This is a genomic window from Arthrobacter sp. YAF17, assembly GCF_052113365.1.
Taxonomy (GTDB): Bacteria; Actinomycetota; Actinomycetes; order Actinomycetales; family Micrococcaceae; genus Arthrobacter.
In genome coordinates this window covers 48,870-69,709 of sequence record NZ_JBFRDB010000011.1, presented here as the reverse complement: position 1 = coordinate 69,709, position 20,840 = coordinate 48,870, and the positions used below count along the sequence as shown (strand labels likewise).

At 67.2% G+C, this 20,840-nt stretch carries 17 protein-coding genes and 1 tRNA gene; 6 read left to right on the top strand and 12 right to left on the bottom strand.

What is annotated here, in order from left to right:
- Positions 1–79 precede the first annotated feature (79 nt).
- Both galK and AB4Y67_RS10755 read left to right on the top strand, forming a co-directional pair.
- Positions 80–1,240, top strand: a complete 1,161-nt coding sequence (galK, locus tag AB4Y67_RS10760) for a galactokinase (protein ID WP_441405761.1) — start codon at positions 80–82, stop codon at positions 1,238–1,240.
- Positions 1,241–1,260: 20 nt separating this feature from the next.
- Complete coding sequence (locus AB4Y67_RS10755; protein WP_441405760.1) at positions 1,261–2,499, top strand: acetyl-CoA C-acetyltransferase; 1,239 nt, start codon at positions 1,261–1,263, stop codon at positions 2,497–2,499.
- Positions 2,500–2,603: 104 nt separating this feature from the next.
- On the opposite strand, the gene AB4Y67_RS10750 is transcribed toward AB4Y67_RS10755, so the two are convergent.
- Positions 2,604–3,542, bottom strand: a complete 939-nt coding sequence (locus AB4Y67_RS10750; protein ID WP_441405759.1) for a Bax inhibitor-1/YccA family protein — start codon at positions 3,540–3,542, stop codon at positions 2,604–2,606.
- A gap of 544 nt (positions 3,543–4,086) precedes the next feature.
- Here AB4Y67_RS10750 and AB4Y67_RS10745 point away from each other — a divergent pair.
- From AB4Y67_RS10745 to AB4Y67_RS10730, 4 genes are all read left to right on the top strand, one after another.
- Complete coding sequence (locus tag AB4Y67_RS10745; protein WP_441405758.1) at positions 4,087–5,370, top strand: branched-chain amino acid ABC transporter permease; 1,284 nt, start codon at positions 4,087–4,089, stop codon at positions 5,368–5,370.
- Between the two features lie 9 nt (positions 5,371–5,379).
- Positions 5,380–6,348, top strand: a complete 969-nt coding sequence (locus tag AB4Y67_RS10740; RefSeq protein ID WP_441405757.1) for a branched-chain amino acid ABC transporter permease — start codon at positions 5,380–5,382, stop codon at positions 6,346–6,348.
- A 98-nt stretch (positions 6,349–6,446) separates the two neighbouring features.
- Positions 6,447–7,475: an ABC transporter ATP-binding protein gene (locus AB4Y67_RS10735; RefSeq protein WP_441405846.1), complete on the top strand. Its 1,029-nt coding sequence runs from the start codon at positions 6,447–6,449 to the stop codon at positions 7,473–7,475.
- Positions 7,472–8,245, top strand: a complete 774-nt coding sequence (locus tag AB4Y67_RS10730) for an ABC transporter ATP-binding protein (RefSeq protein ID WP_441405756.1) — start codon at positions 7,472–7,474, stop codon at positions 8,243–8,245. Before AB4Y67_RS10735 ends, AB4Y67_RS10730 begins: the two co-directional genes overlap by 4 nt.
- A gap of 771 nt (positions 8,246–9,016) precedes the next feature.
- Here AB4Y67_RS10730 and AB4Y67_RS10725 read toward each other — a convergent pair.
- The 11 genes from AB4Y67_RS10725 to AB4Y67_RS10675 all read right to left on the bottom strand — a co-directional run bounded on the left by AB4Y67_RS10725 (position 9,017) and on the right by AB4Y67_RS10675 (position 20,734).
- Positions 9,017–10,372, bottom strand: coding sequence for an ABC transporter substrate-binding protein (locus tag AB4Y67_RS10725; protein ID WP_441405755.1), 1,356 nt, complete (start codon positions 10,370–10,372; stop codon positions 9,017–9,019).
- A 177-nt stretch (positions 10,373–10,549) separates the two neighbouring features.
- A tRNA-Leu gene (locus AB4Y67_RS10720) sits at positions 10,550–10,623 on the bottom strand.
- A 32-nt stretch (positions 10,624–10,655) separates the two neighbouring features.
- Positions 10,656–11,603, bottom strand: a complete 948-nt coding sequence (locus AB4Y67_RS10715) for an N-acetyltransferase (protein WP_441405754.1) — start codon at positions 11,601–11,603, stop codon at positions 10,656–10,658.
- 111 nt (positions 11,604–11,714) lie between these two features.
- On the bottom strand, positions 11,715–13,184 hold the full coding sequence (locus tag AB4Y67_RS10710) for an NAD(P)/FAD-dependent oxidoreductase (protein WP_441405753.1): 1,470 nt from the start codon (positions 13,182–13,184) through the stop codon (positions 11,715–11,717).
- Between the two features lie 38 nt (positions 13,185–13,222).
- Complete coding sequence (locus AB4Y67_RS10705; protein ID WP_441405752.1) at positions 13,223–14,611, bottom strand: S8 family serine peptidase; 1,389 nt, start codon at positions 14,609–14,611, stop codon at positions 13,223–13,225.
- 141 nt (positions 14,612–14,752) lie between these two features.
- Positions 14,753–15,700 carry a Ppx/GppA phosphatase family protein gene (locus tag AB4Y67_RS10700; protein ID WP_441405751.1) on the bottom strand — a complete coding sequence of 316 codons (948 nt, stop codon included), beginning with the start codon at positions 15,698–15,700 and terminating at the stop codon, positions 14,753–14,755.
- Positions 15,697–16,464 carry a DUF501 domain-containing protein gene (locus AB4Y67_RS10695; protein ID WP_441405845.1) on the bottom strand — a complete coding sequence of 256 codons (768 nt, stop codon included), beginning with the start codon at positions 16,462–16,464 and terminating at the stop codon, positions 15,697–15,699. The genes AB4Y67_RS10700 and AB4Y67_RS10695 overlap by 4 nt, the downstream gene beginning before the upstream one ends.
- A gap of 95 nt (positions 16,465–16,559) precedes the next feature.
- Positions 16,560–17,249, bottom strand: coding sequence for a septum formation initiator family protein (locus AB4Y67_RS10690; RefSeq protein ID WP_441405750.1), 690 nt, complete (start codon positions 17,247–17,249; stop codon positions 16,560–16,562).
- A 206-nt stretch (positions 17,250–17,455) separates the two neighbouring features.
- Positions 17,456–18,736: a phosphopyruvate hydratase gene (eno, locus tag AB4Y67_RS10685; RefSeq protein WP_441405749.1), complete on the bottom strand. Its 1,281-nt coding sequence runs from the start codon at positions 18,734–18,736 to the stop codon at positions 17,456–17,458.
- 158 nt (positions 18,737–18,894) lie between these two features.
- Positions 18,895–19,512 (bottom strand): MazG nucleotide pyrophosphohydrolase domain-containing protein, encoded by a 618-nt coding sequence (locus tag AB4Y67_RS10680; RefSeq protein WP_441405844.1) that lies wholly within the window; start codon positions 19,510–19,512, stop codon positions 18,895–18,897.
- Positions 19,513–19,579: 67 nt separating this feature from the next.
- Positions 19,580–20,734 carry an adenosine deaminase gene (locus AB4Y67_RS10675; protein WP_441405748.1) on the bottom strand — a complete coding sequence of 385 codons (1,155 nt, stop codon included), beginning with the start codon at positions 20,732–20,734 and terminating at the stop codon, positions 19,580–19,582.
- Between the last annotated feature and the right edge of the window lie 106 nt (positions 20,735–20,840).

The window sequence follows — 20,840 nt, the reverse complement described above, 5'->3', positions numbered from 1 at the left end:
CGTACCCAGCGTCGCGCCGCGGCGTATACCGTGGACCCATGACGCGCTTTTCCAGGACCGCCGCCGCTGACGGCACGGCATGACGCTTCCCCTCGATGCCGTGCGGCTGGCGGACCGGTTCGAGTCCGTCTTCGGCGCGCCGCCGGACGGGGTGTGGCAGGCGCCGGGCCGGGTCAACCTGATCGGCGAGCACACCGACTACAACGAGGGTTTTGTGCTGCCCTTTGCGATCGACCGGACTGCCCGGGTGGCGGTCCGGCTGCGTCCGGACCCCACGATCCGGCTGCTGTCCACCTTCGGCAACCAGGGACTGACCACCGCGGATGCCGGTTCCCTGAACCGCGGCACGGCGAGGGGATGGACCAAGTATCCGCTGGGTGTCCTGTGGGCGCTGCAGCAGCGCGGAATCGACGTCGGCGGCCTGGACCTGTTGCTGGACTCCGATGTTCCCCGCGGAGCCGGGCTGTCCTCGTCCCACGCCATTGAGTGTGCCGTCATCACTGCGGTCAACGAACTTGTCGGGGCGGGCCTGGGCACCGCGGACATGGTCCTGGCCACCCAGCGCGCGGAAAACGACTTCGTCGGCGCCCCCACCGGCATCATGGACCAGTCAGCGTCCCTGCGCGGGGCGGCCGGGCACGCGCTCTTCCTCGACTGCCGCGACCAAGGCGTCCGGCTGGTGCCGTTCGACGCCGGGAGCGCTGGCCTGGTCACACTGGTGATCGACACGAAAGTGTCGCATTCCCACGCCGGCGGAGGCTACGCAGACCGGCGCGCCTCCTGCGAACTCGGTGCCGAAGTCCTCGGCGTGCGTGCCTTGCGCGACGTCGGGCTTGTGGACCTGGCCGAGGCGGGCGGCCTGCTGGACCCGGTAACGTTCCGCCGCGTCAGGCATGTAGTGACGGAGAATGAGCGGGTCCTGCAGATGGTCGGGGTCCTTGAAAACACCGGGCCGGAGGCGATCGGTCCCCTGCTGGATGCTTCCCACGCGTCGATGCGGGACGACTTCGAGATTTCCTGCCCCCAGCTGGACCTCGCCGTCGAAGCCGCTCGCACAGCCGGTGCGATCGGCGCCCGGATGACCGGCGGCGGTTTCGGCGGCTCCGCCATCGCACTCACCCCGGCAGCAGCCGAACAGCAGGTGCGTGCCGCCGTCGGACGCGCGTTCGCGGAGGCCGGATACACCGCGCCGGACATCTTCAGCGTCCGCCCGGCGGCCGGCGCGATGCGGCTGGCATAGGCGGAGCGTAGGCTGGGCGCATGTCAGAAGCGGTCATTGTTTCCACTGCCAGAAGCCCGATCGGACGGGCCTTCAAAGGCTCGCTGAAGGATGAACGGCCCGACGATCTCGCTGCCGCCATGGTGGCAGCGGCACTGGCCCGGATTCCGTCCTTCGACGCGGCGGACGCCAGCGGCCGGGGACTGGACGACCTCTACCTGGGCTGCGCCGAGCCCAGCGGCGAAGCCGGTTCCAACATGGCCCGGGTGGTCACCATCCTGGCCGGGCTGGACAACGTCCCTGGCGCCACCATCAACCGCTTCTGCGCCTCGAGCCTGCAGACCCTCCGGATGGCCTTCCACGCCATCAAGGCCGGCGAAGGGCACGCGTTCGTCGCAGCCGGGGTGGAGGCCGTGTCCCGCTACCGCGACTGGGCCGGCGCCGGAGAAACGGACTCAAGCACGCACAACCCGCTCTTCGACGCCGCACGGCAGCGTACAGCCGCCAGGGCCGGGTCCAATACCCCGTGGACGGATCCGCGGCTGGGCGGCCGCATGCCGGATATCTACATCGCCATGGGCCAGACGGCGGAAAACGTCGCGACCAGCTTCGGCATCAGCCGGGCGGACCAGGACGCCTGGGCGGTGCTGAGCCAGAACCGCGCCGAAGCAGCTGCCGCGTCCGGGTTCTATGCCCGGGAGATCACGCCCTACACCCGCAAGGACGGCACCGTGATCAGCCGGGACGACTCGCCGCGGGCCGGCGTCACCCTGGAGGCGGTCAGCGCCCTGCAGCCGGTCTTCCGCGCCGAGGGCACGGTCACAGCCGGCAACGCCTGCCCGCTGAATGACGGAGCGGCCGCCGTCGTCGTGATGAGCGACGTCCGGGCGCGCGAACTCGGGCTGGATCCGCTGGCACGGATTGTCTCCACCGGCGTCAGCGCCCTCTCCCCCGAGCTCATGGGCATGGGTCCGGTGGAGGCGAGCCGCCGCGCCCTCGAGCTTGCCGGGCTGGGTCTCCAGGACATCGACCTTGTGGAACTCAATGAGGCCTTCGCGGTGCAGGTCGTCGCCAGCGCCGGGGAACTCGGGATCGATCATGAGAAGCTCAACGTCCACGGCGGCGCCATCGCACTGGGGCACCCCTTCGGCATGACCGGCGCCCGGATGACCACCACGCTGATCAACGGCCTCCGCGAACGTGATGCGACCCTCGGGCTGGCGACGCTGTGCGTCGGCGGCGGCCAGGGCATGGCCGTGGTGCTGGAGCGGCTGGGCTGAGCCGGCCCCGCGGCAGCGGCACCACGGGCAGACGCAAGAGGAGCCCTACCTTGCGGCGGGGCTCCTCTTTGTCAGGTTTCAGCTAGCGGCTGCGAGCGACGCTGTTAGTCGTCGCCACGGAGGATGGCCAGCAGGCGGATGATCTCAACGTACAGCCACACCAGCGTCACCGTGAGGCCAAAGGCCGCGGTCCAGGAGAAGCGCTGCGGGGCGCCGCTGCGGACGCCGGCTTCGATGCTGGTGAAGTCCATGATCAAGGAGAATGCGGCGAGGCCGATCGCCAGCAGGCCGATGAAGACGCCCAGCGGGATCCCGAAGATTTCCACCTGGGTACGCAGTCCGAACGGGGAATCGACGGCGCCGGTCCACATCATGACCATGTTCACGAGCGCGAACACGGCGTAGCCGATCATGGCGATCATAAAGAAGCGCATGGCCTTCGGCGTGGCCCGGACCTTGCCGCTCCGGAAGAGCACCAGCGTCACGGCGAACACGGAGAGCGTGCCGATCACGGCCTGCAGGCCGACGCCCGGGAACATGCCGTCGAGGATCCGCGTCAGTCCGCCGAGGAAGAGGCCCTCGAGCGCCGCGTAGGCCAGGATCAGCGCCGGGGAGGGCTGCTTCTTGAAGGTGTTGACGAGCGCGAGGACGAACCCGCCCAGCGCGCCGACGATCATCAGCATGTAGGCCAGGCCCTCAGCCACCAGGAGGGTAACGGCAGCACCGGCAACGACTGCGCCGAGGCAGGCCGCGGTCTTCATGATGACGTCGTCATAGGTCATGCGGCCGGTATCGGCGGGGCCGGCGGCAGGCCGGTTGTACATGTCCTGGAGCTGGTCCTGGGTCATGCCCTGCTGGGCAGGGTTCCAACCGGTCTGGGTCTGGCCGTACTGGGCCTGGCCGAGCTGGCCCTGGCCGAACTGGCTCTGGCCGTGGGTGTTTTGGCCGTAGGGGCCCTGTCCGTAAGCCTGCGGGGCAGGCGGTGCCTGGGTTGCTCCACGGAAGTTCTTTCCGTTGAAGACTGGGTTTCCGCCAAGTGCCATTGCGGGTGTCCTCCAAATAGGGGGTGAATGATGATCCGGTGGTGAACCGTCAGTGATCCGATACAAAGTGACCGGTTACAAAGCTATCGGTTACAACACGCTACCAATTCCAACAGCCGGCGTGCAGTGTTAGTTCCCGGGGCTGCCCGCCGCAACTCAACTGTGACCTCCGGGCCGTGTTCCCGCACCCCTTTCCCGCAGGGCGTGGACCGACAGTTAAGGCGTACTCCTGAACAACAAAAGTTTACTTTAGGACAGGTAAACCACCCCGCCTCCCGGGCTTCACGGTTGTTACCCGATCGCGACGTTCTGCCTGCTCGCGACGGCATTCATTGCCCCGAACGGGCTGTAACATGGGCCAAATAGGGTGACGGACATCACAAGCCAGACGCTCCACCGCATCGCACCACGCACCACCCCGTCGCCCTGACTGTTCGCAGCGGTTGCAATGGCGCAACCCACACCACCCCATGTGGAGGTTTTCATTTTGAGAAGCACACCGAGAGGCCTGTCGCAGAGACGGCGCGGCAGACTGCTGAAAGCTGTGGGGGCCGTTTTTGCCGCCGTAGCCGCGCTACTGCTGATCGTCGCGCCGGCATCACAGGCCACGAGCCCCTCTCCGACACCATCCCCGTCGGCAACCACGTTCCAGAACAGCATCAGCGGCTTCCTGCGCGGCGATGACCGCGCGCCGATCGCTGACGTCACCATTACCGCCAAGGGCGGCGACTTCACCGGAACGGCCAAGTCGGGCGCCAACGGCTCCTGGACCATCGGGGTTCCCACCCAGGGAACCTACGAAGTCGAGTTGGATGAATCCACACTCCCGGAAGGCATCAAGCTCGCCGACGGCCAGGAAAACCCCCGCCAGGTCACGTTCAGCCAGACCTCCAACCTCTCGGTGATCTTCGCCTTCGGTAAAGGCATCGTTGTGCAGCAGCAGGACTTCGGCCAGAACCTGATCAACCGCCTCGTCGCGGGCCTGAGCTTCGGACTTCTCCTGGCCCTCGCCTCCGTGGGGCTCTCGCTGATCTTCGGAACCACCGGGCTGACCAACTTCGCCCACGGTGAGATGGTCACCCTCGGCGCCGTCCTGGTCTTCGCCTTCAACGCCATGAACCTCCCGTTCTGGCTGGCAATCCTTCTAGCACTGCTCGGCGGCGGTCTATTCGGCTACGTCCAGGACGCGGGCCTGTGGAAGCCGCTGCGGCGCCGCGGCACGGGCCTGGTTCCGATGATGATCGTCAGCATCGGCCTTGCCCTGGCGGTCCGTTACGTGATCCAGTTCTTCTTCGGCGGCGCCACCCAGCAGTTGCCGTTCGCGCAGAGTGCGGAGATCCAGATCGGCCCGATCTCGATCTCCCCCAACAACCTGTGGTCCCTCGTGATCAGCGCCGCGGTCATTGCCATCCTTGGCATCGTCCTGCTCAAGACCCGGCTCGGAAAGGCCACCCGCGCAGTCGCCGACAACCCGGCACTGGCGGCTGCCTCCGGCATCGACGTCGACTCCGTGATCCGGATTGTCTGGGTCACCGGCGGCATGCTCGCCTCGCTCGGCGGCATCCTGTGGGCGTACTACCGTCCCGGCGTCACCTTCGATATGGGGTCGCAGATCCTGCTGCTGATCTTCGCCGGCGTCACCCTGGGCGGCCTCGGCACAGTGTGGGGTGCCCTGATCGGATCCATCATCGTCGGTATCTTCGTGGAGCTGACCACCGTGTTCGGCCTCGCTGCCGACCTCAAATACGTTGGAGCACTGTTCATCATGATTATTGTCCTTCTGATCCGGCCCCAAGGCATCTTGGGCCGGCGCGAGCGCGTGGGTTAGGAGACAGCCATGGACTTCGGATTCATATTTTCCAGCGCTGCCGGCGAACTGTTCAGCCCGACGACGGCGGCGTACGCGCTTGCCACCCTCGGCCTTGCAGTTCACTTCGGCTACACGGGCCTGCTCAACTTCGGCCAGGCAGGCTTCATGGCGGTGGGGGCCTACGGCTTCGCCATCTCCACCCTGACGCTCGGCGTCCCGTTCTTCGTGGGCCTGCTGATCGCGGTGGTCTGCTCGGCCATCTTTGCGTTGCTGCTCGGTATTCCCACCCTCCGGCTCCGGGCCGACTACCTGGCCATCGTGACGATCGCGGCGGCGGAAATCGTGCGCTACATCGTCACGACCAACCAGCTGACGGCCATCACCGGTTCGGCCAACGGCCTCGCCGCGTTCGAAGGCGACTTCTACGCCATGAACCCGTTCCCCCCGGGGTTGTACATGGGCATGAACAACCGGGACTTCTACATCCGGGTCGTCGCCTGGGCGGTCGTGGCCCTGTTCTGCACCCTGGTATGGCTGCTGATGCGCAGCCCCTGGGGACGCGTTCTCAAGGGCATCCGTGAGGACGAAAACGCCGTCCGTTCACTCGGCAAGAACGTTTATGCGTACAAGATGCAGGCCCTGATCATCGGTGGTGTCCTCGGCGCCCTCGCAGGCATGATCTTCACACTCCCCCGCGGCGCTGTCCAGCCGGCGAACTACGGCACAGAACTGACGTTCTTCCTCTACACCTGCCTGCTGCTCGGCGGCCTGGGCACGGTGCTGGGGCCGGTCGTCGGCGCCATGATCTTCTGGGTGGTGCTGTCCCTTACTCAAGGCATCCTGTACGGCCTGATCGAATCCGGCACTATCACGTGGCTGAACACGGTCCAGGCCGGCCAGCTGCGCTACATCCTGGTGGGTGTCGCACTGATGCTGCTGATGATCTTCAGGCCCCAGGGTGTCCTCGGCAATAAGAAGGAGCTGGCATTCGCATGAGCACGCAAAGCGAAGAACCGCAGCAGTCGGAAAATCCGGAGAACCCGGAGAACCCGGGACGTACGGTAAATCCGGAGAACCCGGAGAATATTGACTACATGACGGACACGCGTCCGATCGCCGCCGGGGAGACTGCGCCCGGCTGCAAGAAGCGTGACCCGATCGTGGTGGCGGAGAACGTCACCCGCAGCTTCGGCGGCATCAACGCCGTCGACGTCGAGTACCTCGAGATCCCGCGGCACAAGATCACCGCGCTGATCGGTCCCAACGGCGCCGGCAAGACCACCCTGTTCAACCTGCTGACCGGCTTCGACACTCCGAACACCGGCAAGTGGCAGTTCGAGGGCAACAGCCTCGCCGGGGTCTCCTCGTACAAGGTGGCCCGGATGGGCATGGTCCGCACGTTCCAGCTGACCAAGGTCATGGGCAAGCTCACGGTGATGGAGAACATGCGTCTCGGCGCCTCCCATCAGTCCGGCGAGCGGCTCTCCAAGGCACTGTTCAAGGGCATCTGGGGCGGGCAGGAAAAGAAGATCACTGCAGAAGCCAACGTGCTGCTGGAGAAATTCAAGCTGGATGCCAAGAAGGACGACTACGCAGCGTCCCTCTCCGGCGGCCAGCGCAAGCTCCTGGAAATGGCACGCTCGCTGATGGTCCGGCCCAAGCTGGTCATGCTCGACGAGCCGATGGCAGGCGTGAACCCGGCCTTGACACAGTCACTGCTGGACCACATCAAGAACCTCAAGGCCGAGGGCATGACCGTGCTGTTCGTCGAGCACGACATGCACATGGTCCGGCACATCGCGGACTGGGTCGTGGTCATGGCTGAGGGCAAGATTGTGGCCGAAGGCCCGCCGGGCGAGGTCATGAAGAACCCGGCCGTGATTGACGCCTACCTGGGCGCCCACCACGACGTGGATCTCGGTGACTCGGAAGGCATCAAGGAGCTTGCCGCCGAACTGGTCGCCGACGAGGAATCGATTGTCGGCACCGAAAACGCCGGCATCATTTCGCTCGACGTCGTCGCCGGTGAAACGGACTCGGCCACTGCCCCGGACACCAGCGGTCCGGCGCGCGGCCGGCGCAGCGCCGAGGAGCCGACCCGCACAGAGAAGGACACAGAATGAGCGCCACCAGCGCGGCAGCCGCCGCAAAGCCCGTGCAGGACGAGGATTCGGTCGTCAAGGTCACCAATCTGGTGGCCGGATACATCCCGGGTGTCAACATCCTCAACGGCTGCAGCATCGAGGCCCGCAAGGGTGAGCTGATCGGCATCATCGGCCCGAACGGCGCCGGCAAGTCGACGCTGCTGAAGGCGATGTTCGGCCTGGTCAAGGTCCACTCGGGTTCCGTTGTGGTCCGCGGCCAGGACATCACCGGACTCAAGGCCAACAAGCTGGTCAGCCGCGGCATCGGCTTCGTCCCGCAGAACAACAACGTGTTCGCGGCGCTGACCATCGAGGAGAACCTCCAGATGGGCATGTTCCAGCGGCCGAAGGACTTTGCGGAGCGCTTCGACTTCGTCACGGGCCTGTTCCCGGAACTCGGCAAACGGCGTGCACAGCGCGCCGGCTCGCTGTCCGGCGGCGAACGCCAGATGGTGGCGATGGGACGGGCCCTCATGATGGACCCGGCCGTGTTGTTGCTCGACGAGCCGTCCGCGGGCCTCTCCCCTGTCAAGCAGGACGAGACCTTCCTCCGGGTCCACGAGATCAACCGCGCCGGCGTCTCGGTCATCATGGTGGAGCAGAATGCGCGGCGCTGCCTGCAGATCTGTGACCGCGGCTATGTCCTGGACCAGGGCAAGGACGCATACACGGGTACGGGCAGGGAGCTTATGAAGGACCCGAAGGTCATCCAGCTGTACCTGGGTACCCTCGCCGACACCGTCGACTAGCGTTTCATCCCCGCAGGGCCGTCACCAGCCGGTGGCGGCCCTTCTGCGTGCCGGGGGCGTCAGCAGCCCGGCGGGCGTTTTCCGCACCGGTTCCGGAGCACCGAGCCCCGGATCCGGGCAGCCCCCGTCCAAATCCGCAGCGCATTTCCGATTCCGCAGCCCCGGCGGCCCGAAGCATGCCCACGACGCCGGCCCAGGCGCTGCAGCACCCCAGCCATGTTTCCGCACCAGTTCCAAACTGTGGCACCCGACCCGGCATTTTCCGCACCGGTTCCGGTCCAGCGCACCGGGGATCCGCGTAGCCCTCGTCCGATTCCAAAGCGCTAATCCGTTCCTGCAGCCCTCTGGACGTCTTCCACGCGCTTGCCCCGTCACCATCTGTTTGGTGGTCCAAGGTACGCGTCCGGCTGGCCCTGGAACTCCTGCTGCCGCCGCCGGCCCGACGACGGCGTCACGCGGCACAGTCTTTTGGCCTGATTGCCGGGACGCAGAGCCGAATGCCCGCCGTCGGGCAGCCCAATGCCGGGCTATAGCCTGCCGTGCGTGACGCCTCTCCCACCAACCCGCCGGCCCCTAAGAAACGACGACGGCGTCACGCGGCGCAGTCTTTTGGCCTGGTTGCCGGGACGCAGGGCTGGATTCCCGCCGCCGGGCAGCCCGACGCCGGCCGAAAGCTTGCCGCACGTGACACAGCCCCTCCCCCAAATCCCCAGCACGCAGAAGACCCCCGTCCGGTGGACGGGGGTCTTCTGTGGCTAGGGAAAGTCGGGCTTACAGCTTGCCGAACTCTTCCTTGACTGCCTTGTAGGTGTTGTCATCCTGGAACTCGTAGATGCCGATGTAGGCTTCCGTCGGGTCGCCGGCGTCGGAGAACGTTACGGGGCCGGACTGGCCGTCGTAGTCGATGTCCTTGCCGTTGCGGAGCAGGGTGACGCAGGACGGGAAGTCGTTGCACTTTTCCCCGCCCTCGGAGACTGCCTTCAGCTGCGCGGCGATGTCCGTGCCCTTGGTGCTCTTGGCGGCTTCGGCGGCCAGCGCGATCAGGTTCACTGCGTCGTAGGACTCGCCTGCGTAGCTGTAATCCTTCAGCGCCGGATCGATGGCCAGCAGCTTCTTCTTGAAGTCATCCTTGGCGAAAGTACCCGGGATGGTGCCCTGGGCGCCCTTCAGCGTGCCCGCCTGGAAGTCCTTGCTGTAGTCGGACATGTTGCCGTCGACGAGGAACATCTGGGTGGGCTTGACGCCCTTGCCGGTCATCAGCGGAACGATGCTCTTGGCCTGGTCGAAAGTGATCAGGGCGATGGCGTCCGGCTTCGCGGCCAGGACCTTGTCAACCTGGCTGCTGAACTGGGAATCGCCTTCGTTGAAGAGTTCCTCTGCAACGACCTTGCCGCCTGCCGCCTCGAATGCCGACTTCACGTTCTTCGCGAGGCCGGTTCCGTAAGCGTCGTTCAATACGATCATGCCAACGGTCTGGGCGCCACAGGTAGCCATGTAGTTGCCGAGGACCTTGCCCTGAAGCACATCCGAGGGTGCGGTGCGCCAGTAGAGGCCCTTGTCGTCCCAGGCGGTGAAGTCCGGCGAGGTGTTGGCCGGGGAGAACTGGATGACGCCCGCGCCGGTGATCTGGTTGATCACGGTCTTGGAAACGCCGGACGATGCTGCACCGACGATCGCGCTGACGCCCTGGCCCAGCAGAGCCGTGGTGGACTGCGTGGCGATATCGGTCTTGGTGTCACCGGAGTCGCGGTGGATGACCTCGACAGGCTTGCCCAGCACGCCGCCGGCATCGTTGACTTCCTTGATGCCAAGGTTGACGCCAGCGATTTCGGGCGGGCCGAGGAAGGCCAGCGACCCGGTGGTCGGCAGGAGCGAGCCGATCTTCAGGGCAGTTTCGGTGGTCGAGGTGGAGGGAGGTACTGCAGCGCCGGCGCCGGCCGGGGTGGTGGCGCCGCCGGTTGCGCTGGGTGCCGGGCAAGCGATGCCGGCGGCGTTGGCGCTAGCGGATCCGGTTCCGGTCGACGACGGGGTGGACGTGCCACCACAAGCCGTAGCCAGAAGAGCGACGCCGATGCTAAGCGCGGTGAGCTTAGCGATGCGCGGCGCCACCTGGGGGAGTGAAGTCATTTACAATCTCCTCGATCTAAAGGTGCGAACGGCCTTTGATGCGAAAGATCAGGTGTTCCTGATTTAACTTCAAGCTAATGCAAATTCGGCCCGAACCAAAGTGACTACGGTCACATCCTTATAACACTCGTTGCATAGAGGAAATCTGGCCGCCGGACCCGGGCGCGCCAAGAAGCGTGCCCCAGGTGGGACTCGAACCCACAACACGCGGATTTTAAGTCCGCTGCCTCTGCCAATTGGGCTACTGGGGCGCCCGGTCCATGGTATCCCGCCTGACCTCCGGCTAGGCGCTGCCAAACGGCTTGGCGTAGCGGAATGTTCCGCTCACGCCGCCCGGCCAGAGGGCCAGCGGGAGCAGCTGGAAGTGCACACCCCAGGCCGGATCGGGGGCCTCCACGCCGAGCGAGGTCGACGTCACGAAGCCGAAGCGCGAGTAGTACTCCGGGTCGCCCAGCAGCGCGATGCCGCGCTCCCCCGCCCCGTTGGCCCGGGCGATCGTTTCCTTCATGAGAGCGCTGCCGATTCCGTGGCGCTGCAGGCGCGGCACGACGCCGATCGGGCCGAGTCCCAGGAGCGCCAGCTCCCCCGCCCGCCCACGGGTGCTGATCACGTGCCCGACGACCTCGCCGCCCAGCACCGCGACGATGCTGAAGTCCGGCAGGTATTCCTCACAGTCGAAGAGCGCACGCAGGAGCTCCACCTCTTCGGGTTCACCCTCGACCGGCAGCCCGGTGACCGGGGAGACGGCAAACGCCGCGGCCGTGAGGGCGAGGATGGCGGCCCGGTCCGCGGGCTGCTCGCTGCGCAGCACCAGCTCGGGGGCCGGCTTCTGTTCCCCGCTGGCTGCGACCAGCTCGTGCAGCACCTCGAGAGCCCGATCAGCGTCCGCCACCGGGACCAGGATGTGGTCATGGTGGAAGCCGGCCAGGACGTTGCAGCTGATCTTTGCCTCGGTCAGGGCGGCGCTGACGGCTGCCGTCAGGCCGATGGCTTCGAGCGAGGAGTGCACTTGAAGGGTGATCCAGGCACCGACAAAGTCGTAGGGCAGTCCCAGGCTGTCGGCTTCGGCCCGCGGCAGCACGACCGTCAGGCCTTCCGCCTCCCGGACGGCGGCGGCCACCGCGCCGGCCAGGGGTCTGCCGTGCGGCCAGAGGACGTAGACGAACTCCCCCTCGCGGAGTTCCGGGTGCATCGTGGCCAGCAGGGTGTGGAGGTCCTTTTCAGCGGTCATGGAGCCAGTCTAGGCTCGGGCCGCCCGGGTCCCGGGCGGCGGATGACGGGTTAACGGCGACGGCGGCCGCTCCCCCGCAAGGGAACGGCCGCCGTCGAATGCTGCTGCGGGCTACTTGGAGTCGGCCGAAACCGCTTCCTTGTTGGCAGGCTTGCCGGCATCTGCCGCCGGCTTCTCAGCCGGAGCCGCAGGCGCAGCCTCAGCCGGCTTGGGGGCCGGCGTTGCGGCGGCCACGAAAGCGCCGCGCGGGTTGTCCAGGTCGATCAGCTGGGTGGTGTCGCGGCCAACGAAGAACGCCAGGATCCAGCCGAAGATCACGCGGATCTTGCGCTCTACGGTCGGCATGGCCAGGCCGTGGTAGCCACGGTGTGCCAGCCAGGCGAGCGGGCCCTTGAGGCCGATCCGGCCAACGATGTTGAGGTTGGCAACACCCTTCCACTCGCCGAAGCCGGCGACGGCGCCCAGGTTCTTGTGCTTGTAGTCCTTGAGCGGCTTGTCCCAGCGGGAGGCCCACAGGTTCTTGGCGAGGCGCTTGGCCTGGCGCAGCGCGTGCTGGGCGTTCGGGACGCAGGTGCCGTCCGGCAGGCCGCTGCCCGTGAGGTCCGGCACGGCCGCAATGTCGCCGGCTGCCCAAGCGTTGTCGATGATGCCTTCGTCGCCTGCGATGCGCAAGTCCGGGAGGACGCGGACGCGGCCGCGGGGCTCCAGCGGGAAATCGGTGGAGCGGATCATCGGGTTGGCCTGCACGCCGGCAGTCCAGACCAGGGTGTCCGACTCGAATTCCTGCGCCGGCGTCTTGTCCGGGAGGTTGATGAGCTTCAGGGAGCCCTCGGCGTTGTCCAGCGAGGTGTTGAGCAGGACCTCGATGCCGCGGCTGCGGAGGTGTTCCACAACCCATTCGGCCTGGCTGGCCGTGACCTCGGGCATGATCCGACCCATCGCCTCGACCAGGACGAAGCGGACTTCCTCCTGCTTGATGCGCGGGTTGTTCTTGACCGCGGCGCGGGCCAGGTCTTCCATTTCGGTGATGCACTCGATGCCGGCGAAGCCGCCGCCGACGACGACGAAGGTCAGTGCGCGGGCGCGTTCCACCGGATCGGTCATGAGCGAGCCGGCTTCGATCCGCTCGAGCACGCCGTTGCGCAGTGCGACGGCTTCCTCGATGGTCTTCAGGCCGATGCCCTTGTCAGCGAGTCCCTTGATCGGGAACGTGCGGGTGATCGCGCCTGCGGCCACCACGACGTCGAAGTACGGAACCTCGAAGGTCGCGCCGCCGTCGGCCGGGGCAACCACGGCAGTGCGGTTGGCGTGGTCGATCGAGGTGACGCGGCCCTGGATGAGCTCGGTCTGCTTGAGGTGCCTGCGGTGCGAGACGACGGCGTGGCGTGCCTCGATGTTGCCGCCGGCAACCTCGGGAAGGAAGGGCTGGTAGGTCATGTAGGGCAGGGGATCAACGAGGGTGACGATGCCACCGGCGTTCGCGATCTTCTTCTGCAGTTTGAGGGCTACGTACAGGCCGACGTACCCGCCGCCGACGACGAGTACCCTGGGACGGTCCTGGAGCTGAGGGGAGGATGCCATGCCCCAAGAATACCGTACTTTGTGAAAAACTTCACTAACTACGGTTTCCGGGTGGAATCCACCGAATCGAGCACTCCGGTTTCCGGGTTTCCGGGCCCGTCGGGGCCTCCCTTGGGGCTCGTCCGCACTGCGCGGCGGAGCTGGAAGACCGCGGCTCCCACGATGCACAGGAACAGTCCGCCGAAGCCGAGCACCACCATGGCCGGCACGGCGCTGTCCAGCCCGGACGGGGGCTCCGCGACCGGGACAGTGGCCTCCGGCAGGGTGGGCGCCGCGCTGGACGGGACCGCCGACGTGGCGGGCGGCGTCGTGGCGGGGTTGCCCCGCCGGTGGACCCGGATCCAGTCCGAAATCGAACCCAGCGGATTGATCCGGGTTTCGGGGACGTCGGCCTTGAGCGCCGCCTCGGCGTTGAGGATCCCGAAGCCGTACAGCGGGTCCTTGCCCGGGGCGCCGGCGTCCTTCGCGGTGCTGACAATTCTGTTGATGACCTGGCTGGCCGTCATTTCAGGCCATTTGGAGCGGATCAGGGCGGCGACGCCGGCGACGATGGGGGTGGCGCCCGAGGTACCGGCCCATTCCGCGTAGCCGCCGCCGGGGAGCCCGCCTATCAGGTTCTCCGCCGGGGCCGCGACGCCGATGCTGATGCCCTGGGACGAGGAATCGATACTGGCGGTCCCTTTGCGGTCCAGCCCTGCGACGGTCAGCACGCCGGGAATGGTGGCGGGGGCCCCGACCTGGACGTTGCYGCCCCCGCGGTTGCCCGCGGCGGCGACGATCACAACGTCTTTCTGCTCGGCGTACAGGAACGCCGCGTCCCAGCTCTGCGGCCATTCCGGTGAGGTGCTGCCGAGCGAAATGTTGATGACGCGGGCGCCGTTGTCGACCGCCCAGCGGACAGCCTGGGGTATCTGGTCCTGGTCACTCTTGCCGCCGGGGTTCGGCGACCCGAGCCAGGTGGAGACGGACAACAGCTGCGCTTCGGGGGCGACGCCGACAATTCCGTCCGGCCCGACAGTCGGTCCGGCACTCGGGCTGGGCTTTGCCGTCGACCCCCCAGGCTGGTGCCCGCGGCCCGCCAGCATGGTGGCGACAAGGGTTCCGTGCTCGGGCTTTGCCCCGATGCTCTGCTGGCCGTCCGCGGTCCCTGCGCCGGAGACGTCGACGCCGCCGGTCAGCACGCCGGCAAGGTCCGGGTGCTTGCCGTCCACGCCGCTGTCGATCACGGCGACCTTGACGTTGGCGCCCTTGGAGACTTCCCAGGCCTTGGTGATGCCGGATTCGGCAAGCCAGTACTCCTTGTCCCGCCACTCGTCGGCGTGCGCAGCGGGGGCTCCGGTCAAAGCGGCCGTCAGGCTGCCGCCGGCAAGGGCCAAGGCCATCAACGCGGAGGCGGTCCGGCGGCGCCGGTCTGTTGCTCTGGTCATTCGGGTCCTATCGGCAGGACAGCTGGTGGCGCTGCGGAACGCGGAGGGATCTGGGCGGGGTTCTGGAATAGACGCTGGCTGGCCGGGCGTCCGCCGGGCACGCAGTCCAGCCGGCCTGAGGCCAAGCTGATGCCCTGCTGCCTAGCTGATACTCAGGGCAATTCCGTCAAGAATATCGTGTTCACTGGTGACCGCCGTAACGACCCTGCCGTCCGTGGCTTCGGCCAGCCGTTCCAGGACGCGCCGCCAGACGAGTGCGCCTGCCCCGATCACGTCCACCCGGCCGGGATGCATGTAGGGCAGCGCGGCACGTTCCGCGTGTGACATCGCGAGCAACTCGGAGCAGGCCCTGCTCACGTCGTCCAGCGAAAGTTCCGTGCCGTGGATGGCCTCAGCGGAGTATTCCGGCAGCCGCAGCGCGTGGGCTGTGATGGTGGTGATGGAACCGGCCACCCCGACGACGGCGGCGCTGCGGTCCAGCGGGACGGTCCGGGCCGCCTCATCAATGGCGGCGTCGACGTCGGCCTCCGCCGCGGCGATTTGTTCCGCCGTCGGCGGGTCGCTGCGCAGGTGGCGTTCCGTCATCCGGACACAGCCAATGTCGACGCTCCGGGCGGCGATGACGCCGTCGGCGTTACCCAGTACGAACTCCGTGCTGCCGCCGCCGAGATCGACCACGAGGACGGGATCCTCGCCCCGGGAGGGCAGGACGCTGCTGGCGCCGGCGAAGGACAGTGCGGCTTCCTCGTCCCCGGTGATGACTTCGGGTTCAACGCCGAGGATCTCGCGGATGCCGTCGACGAAAACCTGGCGGTTGCCGGCGTCGCGGGTGGCGGAGGTCGCGACGAAGCGCACGTTGGCGGCCCCGTGCCGGCGGATCTGCCCGGCGTAGTCCGCGGCGGCCGCGAACGTCCGGTCCAGGGCCTCCTGGGCGAGTTCGCCGGTGGCGTCCACACCCTGGCCGAGCCGGACGACGCGCATTTCGCGCACGACGTCGGCCAGCCGCGGCGTCGCGCCGTCCGTTTCCGCGTCGGCGATGAGCAGGCGGATCGAGTTGGTGCCGCAGTCGACGGCGGCCACCCGGGTCACTGACCGGCCCCGCTGCCGCCGTCGTCGGTGGTCCTGCCGGCGTCGGTGGTGCTGCCGGAGTCGGTGGTGCTGTCGGGGTCTACGGTGCGCGGTTTCCGGACCGGGGCCGGCCGGCCCACGATCTCCGGAAGACCCTGCGGGCCGTGCCTGCTGAGGTCCTGCGAGGGGGCTTCGCCGCCGGTGTCCCATGCGCCGTCGCAGTAGCACCTGTCCTGGGTCCACCACTCGCTGATTGCTGCGATGGCCTCGTCGCCGAGGGGGTTCACGCCCGGTCCGGCGGCGAGCGAATGGCCCACCAGGACGTGCAGGCATTTGACGCGCGTGGGCATTCCGCCGGCGGAGATGCCGTCAATTTCAGGCACGGCTCCGATCCCGGACCGGGCGCCGATCTCTGCGCGGGAAGCCAGGTAGGCCTCGTGGGCGGCGCGGTAATCCGCGGCCAGGTGGCCGTCTCCCCCGAGCCGTTCGTTCATCTCGTTCATCAGGCCCGCCGCCTCCAGCCGCGACACGGCCGAGGTGATGACGGGGTGCGTGAGGTAGAAGGTGGTGGGAAAAGGTGTGCCGTTGCTCAGCCGCGGGGAGGTGGCCGCCACGAGCGGATTGCCGCAGACGCAGCGGGCAGGGATCTCGACGACGTCGCGCACCGGGCGCCCCAGCTGCCGGCTCAGGACATCGAGGTCGCGGGACGAGGGCCTGCGGGATTCCCCCGGGGAGCGGGAGGGATCCGGGGTGCCGGGGGTCTCTGCGCTCGGGTCCACTGACATGGGGGTCTCGTCCACTCGGTTCTCGTCCACGGGGGCGGCACCTTCCTGCCCTGTCTGGTTTGTCCGGCGGACATTCCTGCGGCGGGCGCCGCTGCTTAGTCTGTTGCCGAGCGCCGGATGGATTCCCAAAGGGAGTCCACCCAGGGCAGCTCGGCCGGGTCTTGGGCTGATCCTGCACCGGCAGCGCCACCGGACGATCCGGCAGGTAGATCGCTGCCGAAAACCCAGTAGCCCGTTTCGCCGGGCATAACCATGTTAATGCGGTCGCGGGCCTGTTGCTTCACGTAGTTCGGATCCTGCCACCGGGAGACCTGCCGCCGGAGATCATCCTGCTGGGACTGTTTAGCGGCAATGTCCGCCTGAAGCGCGGCGATTTCGGCACGCTTCTCGAAGAAGATCTTGACCGTGGGCGCCAGCATGATGGTGATGGCAATCATGACGACGAGCAGCGCCAGCATGCGGCCCGAGAAGGCCTTGGCGGGAACGGGGTGCTCTTCGGCCGGCGCGGCGCTGTCCCCCGCGGCCGTGCTGTTCCTGGTCGGGTTTTGCTTTGCTTTCGCCTGCCCGGGACCGCCCGGCGGCGTTGCGGCGGACGTGGCCGTTGACTGACGGGAGGCGACGGTGTTGCCGGTCCGGGATTTTGGGGCTGCCCCACCGGCTGGTTCCTGCTGGATACCGCGGGAACTGCCGAAATCAGCCTGGATGACGTCGCCGCCGTCGCCGCTGTCCGGAGACTTCGGGGCGGCAGGCGTGGCCCGGGGAACCTTGGGTCGGCGGGTAGCCATGTCACTCCTGTAATGCCCGGTGCCCACCGGGCTGGCTTGCGGCTTGCTGGTTCAGTGCTGTTTGGTTCTGCTCAGTGTTGATCGGGGCTGCTCAGTGCTGGTCGCCGTGGCCCAGGCCGGGCACAGGCACGGAACGAGATCCCAAAAAAGAAACCGGCGGCCATGGTCTTTCAACCATAGCCACCGGTTCGCGGTTCGTGCGGTTACTAGCCGTTGAAACGCGGGAAGGCGCTGCGTCCGGCGTAGCGTGCGGCGTCGTCGAGTTCCTCTTCGATGCGCAGCAGCTGGTTGTACTTGGCRACGCGCTCGGAGCGGGCCGGKGCRCCGGTCTTGATCTGGCCSSMGTTGGTSGCMACGGMGAKGTCGGCGATGGTGRTGTCCTCGGTCTCGCCGGAGCGGTGCGAGGTGATGGTGGTGTAACCGGCGCGCTGGGCGAGGGAGACGGCATCCAGGGTTTCGGTCAGGGAACCGATCTGGTTGACCTTCACCAGCAGCGAGTTGGCGGTCTTCGAATCGATGCCGGTCTGCAGGCGTTCCGGGTTCGTGACGAAGAGATCGTCACCCACGATCTGGACCTTGTCGCCGATGGCGTCGGTGAGGGTCTTCCAGCCTTCCCAGTCGTTTTCGTCCAGCGGATCCTCGATGGAAACCAGCGGGTAGTCGGCAACGAGCTCGGCGTAGTAGGCACTCATCTCGGAGGAGCTGAGGGACTTGCCTTCGAACTGGTAGGCGCCGTCCTTGAAGAACTCGGAGGAGGCCACATCCAGGGCGAGGGCAATGTCCTGACCCGGGGTGTAGCCGGCGTTCCGGATGGCTTCCTGGATGAGGTCCAGGGCTGCGCGGTTGGACGGCAGGTTCGGCGCGAAGCCGCCTTCGTCGCCGAGGCCGGTGGACAGGCCCTTGGCCTGCAGGACAGCTTTGAGGGCGTGGTAGACCTCGACACCCCAGCGCAGGCCCTCGGAGAAGGTCTCGGCACCCAGCGGGACAACCATGAATTCCTGGATGTCGACGTCGGAGTCGGCGTGCGAGCCGCCGTTGAGGATGTTCATCAGCGGCACGGGCAGGACGTGCGCGTTCGGTCCGCCGAGGTACTTGTAGAGCGGCAGGTCGGCGGAGGCCGCGGCTGCGTTGGCGACGGCCAGGGATACGCCCAGGATGGCGTTGGCGCCGAGCTTGCTCTTGTTGGCGGTGCCGTCCAGGTCGATCATCGACTGGTCGATGCTGCGCTGGTCGGTGGCGTCGAAACCGATGAGGGCCGGGGCGATCTGGTCGATGACGGCGTCGACGGCCTTCTGGACGCCCTTGCCGAGGTAACGGCCCTTGTCGCCGTCGCGGAGCTCCACGGCCTCGTGCTCGCCGGTGGAGGCGCCGGAGGGAACTGCTGCGCGGCCGATCTGGCCGTCCGAAAGCAGGACTTCAACTTCTACGGTGGGGTTGCCACGGGAATCGAGGATCTCGCGGGCGTGGATGGCATCGATAAGCGCCATGGATAGGCTCCTTTGGGTGAAGCGATCTGCTGGGAATCTGATGGGAAATCAAGCTGGGAATCAAGCTGAAAAACCGACGTCCTCGTCGTTACACAGCCTAGTCGAGAGTGGCATAAGTTACAGAAACCTATCCATTCCCCGGACGTCATTTTGGCGGTCTACAGGGACGGTGGCGGTGGCCGGCTCGCCTGGAAGCGGCGGTTCGCGCCGCGGAGGGCGCGTTCGGCGTCGAACCCCCGGGCTCGCGCGCTGGCCGCGATGGCGAAGAGCAGGTCCCCGAGATCCTCCTCCGATGCCGGGACGTCAACCGGCGGCGTGGACGACGGGAGGCCAGTGCGCTCGGCGCGGTCCAGGAGTTTCTGCGCCCGGGCCAGCGCCGGCAGGGCACCGGGGACGCCGTCGAGGGGCCCGCGGGAGGGCCCCGCACCGGAGTGTGCGGACCCGGAGTGCAGGACCTGCTCCGAGCGTTTGACGGCGTCCCACGTCTGGACGATCTCCTCCACCGTCGCCGGGAAGGACTCCTGCAGGGATCCGTCAGGACGGAACACATGCGGGTTGCGCCGGATCATTTTGGCGGTGAGGCCGCGGGCGACGTCGTCGAGGTCGAAGGAGCCGCGTTCCTGCGCGAGCCGGGCGTGCAGGACCACCTGGAGCAGAACGTCGCCCAGTTCGGCTTTCAGCTCGGCGTCGCCGCCGTCCGTTTCGATGGTTTCCGCCACCTCGTAGGCCTCCTCGAGGAGGTACTCCACAAGGGATTCGTGGGTGAGGGCACCCATCCAGGGGCAGTGGGCGCGGAGTTCGGCGATGCAGCCGGCCAGCGCGCCCACCGCGGTGGATTTTTCGTTAGCCAAGGTCGGCGTAGGCCTCGTTGATGTATTCGACGAGGGCTTCCTTCTCTTCGAGCGGCAGGAATGCGGCCTCGGCTGCGTTCAGCGTCAGCTCCAGCAGGTCGTCAAGGTCGTAGTCGAAGGTCTCAACCAGCAGTTCGAACTCGTCCGTGAGGGTCACGCCGCTCATGAGCCGGTTGTCTGTGTTGATCGTGACGTTGAAGCCGAGCTGGTAGAGCATGTCCAGCGGGTGGCTCTCGATTCCCTCGCCGAAGCCGGCGATGGCGCCGGTCTGCAGGTTGGAGGACGGGCAGATCTCCAGCGCGATGCCGCGGTCGCGGACCCAGCTGGCGAGGTCACCGAGGGTGACCATGCCGATGTTGTCATCCTGCTCGTCGCTGCCGTCGGCGTCCTCGTCCGCTTCGAACTCAACGGTGACGTCCTCGGCGATGCGGACGCCGTGGCCCAGGCGCAGGGCGCGTCCGTCCACCAGGGCGGACTGGATGCTTTCGAGTCCGGCAGCTTCACCGGCGTGGACGGTGGCCGGGAAGTTGTGCTGGGCCAGGTAGGTGAAGGCGTCCTTGAAGCGGGACGGCAGGAAGCCGTCCTCGGCGCCGGCAATGTCGAAGCCGACGGCGCCGTTGTTGCGGTGGCGGACGGCGAGCTCGGCGATTTCCTGGCCGCGGTCGGCGTGGCGCATGGCGGTGATCAGCTGGCCGACCTGGATGTCGCGGCCGGTCTCGGCGACGGCGTCGACACCGGCGTCGAGGCCGGCCTGCACAGCCTCGACGACCTCGTCCAGGCTCAGGCCCTTCGCCAGGTGCTGTTCGGGTGCCCAGCGCACTTCACCGTAGACGACGCCGTCGTCGGCGAGGTCTTCGACGAATTCCTTGGCGACGCGGAAGAGGCCGTCCTTGGTCTGCATCACGGCAACGGTGTGGTCGAACGTCTCGAGGTAGCGGACCAGCGAGCCGGAGTCGGCGGATTCGCGGAACCACTCCCCCAGGGCGACGGGATCGGTGGAGGGCAGCGTGTGTCCCACGGCCTCGGCAAGTTCAATGATGGTGGCCGGACGGAGTCCGCCGTCCAGGTGGTCGTGAAGGGAAACCTTGGGGAGGCCCTTCAGGTCGAATTCGAGGTCAGGGGCAGCGTCAAGAATTATCTCAGTCACGTTCCAACCTTAGGGTCGGACGCCGGGCAACACCAGCCGGTGGGGCCGTGCGCGCGGCGAACCGTCAGCCGGCCGGGCAACCGGCGGGCCTTTGCCCGCGGCGGAC

What these genes read in the sequence shown, in the direction of transcription:
- galK (WP_441405761.1), top strand. Translation starts at nt 80, where the DNA reads ATGACGCTTCCCCTCGATGCCGTGCGGCTGGCGGACCGGTTCGAGTCC.
- AB4Y67_RS10755 (WP_441405760.1), top strand. Translation starts at nt 1,261, where the DNA reads ATGTCAGAAGCGGTCATTGTTTCCACTGCCAGAAGCCCGATCGGACGG.
- AB4Y67_RS10750 (WP_441405759.1), bottom strand. Translation starts at nt 3,542, where the DNA reads ATGGCACTTGGCGGAAACCCAGTCTTCAACGGAAAGAACTTCCGTGGA.
- AB4Y67_RS10740 (WP_441405757.1), top strand. Translation starts at nt 5,380, where the DNA reads ATGGACTTCGGATTCATATTTTCCAGCGCTGCCGGCGAACTGTTCAGC.
- AB4Y67_RS10735 (WP_441405846.1), top strand. Translation starts at nt 6,447, where the DNA reads ATGACGGACACGCGTCCGATCGCCGCCGGGGAGACTGCGCCCGGCTGC.
- AB4Y67_RS10730 (WP_441405756.1), top strand. Translation starts at nt 7,472, where the DNA reads ATGAGCGCCACCAGCGCGGCAGCCGCCGCAAAGCCCGTGCAGGACGAG.
- AB4Y67_RS10725 (WP_441405755.1), bottom strand. Translation starts at nt 10,372, where the DNA reads ATGACTTCACTCCCCCAGGTGGCGCCGCGCATCGCTAAGCTCACCGCG.
- AB4Y67_RS10715 (WP_441405754.1), bottom strand. Translation starts at nt 11,603, where the DNA reads ATGACCGCTGAAAAGGACCTCCACACCCTGCTGGCCACGATGCACCCG.
- AB4Y67_RS10710 (WP_441405753.1), bottom strand. Translation starts at nt 13,184, where the DNA reads ATGGCATCCTCCCCTCAGCTCCAGGACCGTCCCAGGGTACTCGTCGTC.
- AB4Y67_RS10695 (WP_441405845.1), bottom strand. Translation starts at nt 16,464, where the DNA reads ATGTCAGTGGACCCGAGCGCAGAGACCCCCGGCACCCCGGATCCCTCC.
- AB4Y67_RS10690 (WP_441405750.1), bottom strand. Translation starts at nt 17,249, where the DNA reads ATGGCTACCCGCCGACCCAAGGTTCCCCGGGCCACGCCTGCCGCCCCG.
- AB4Y67_RS10680 (WP_441405844.1), bottom strand. Translation starts at nt 19,512, where the DNA reads ATGGGTGCCCTCACCCACGAATCCCTTGTGGAGTACCTCCTCGAGGAG.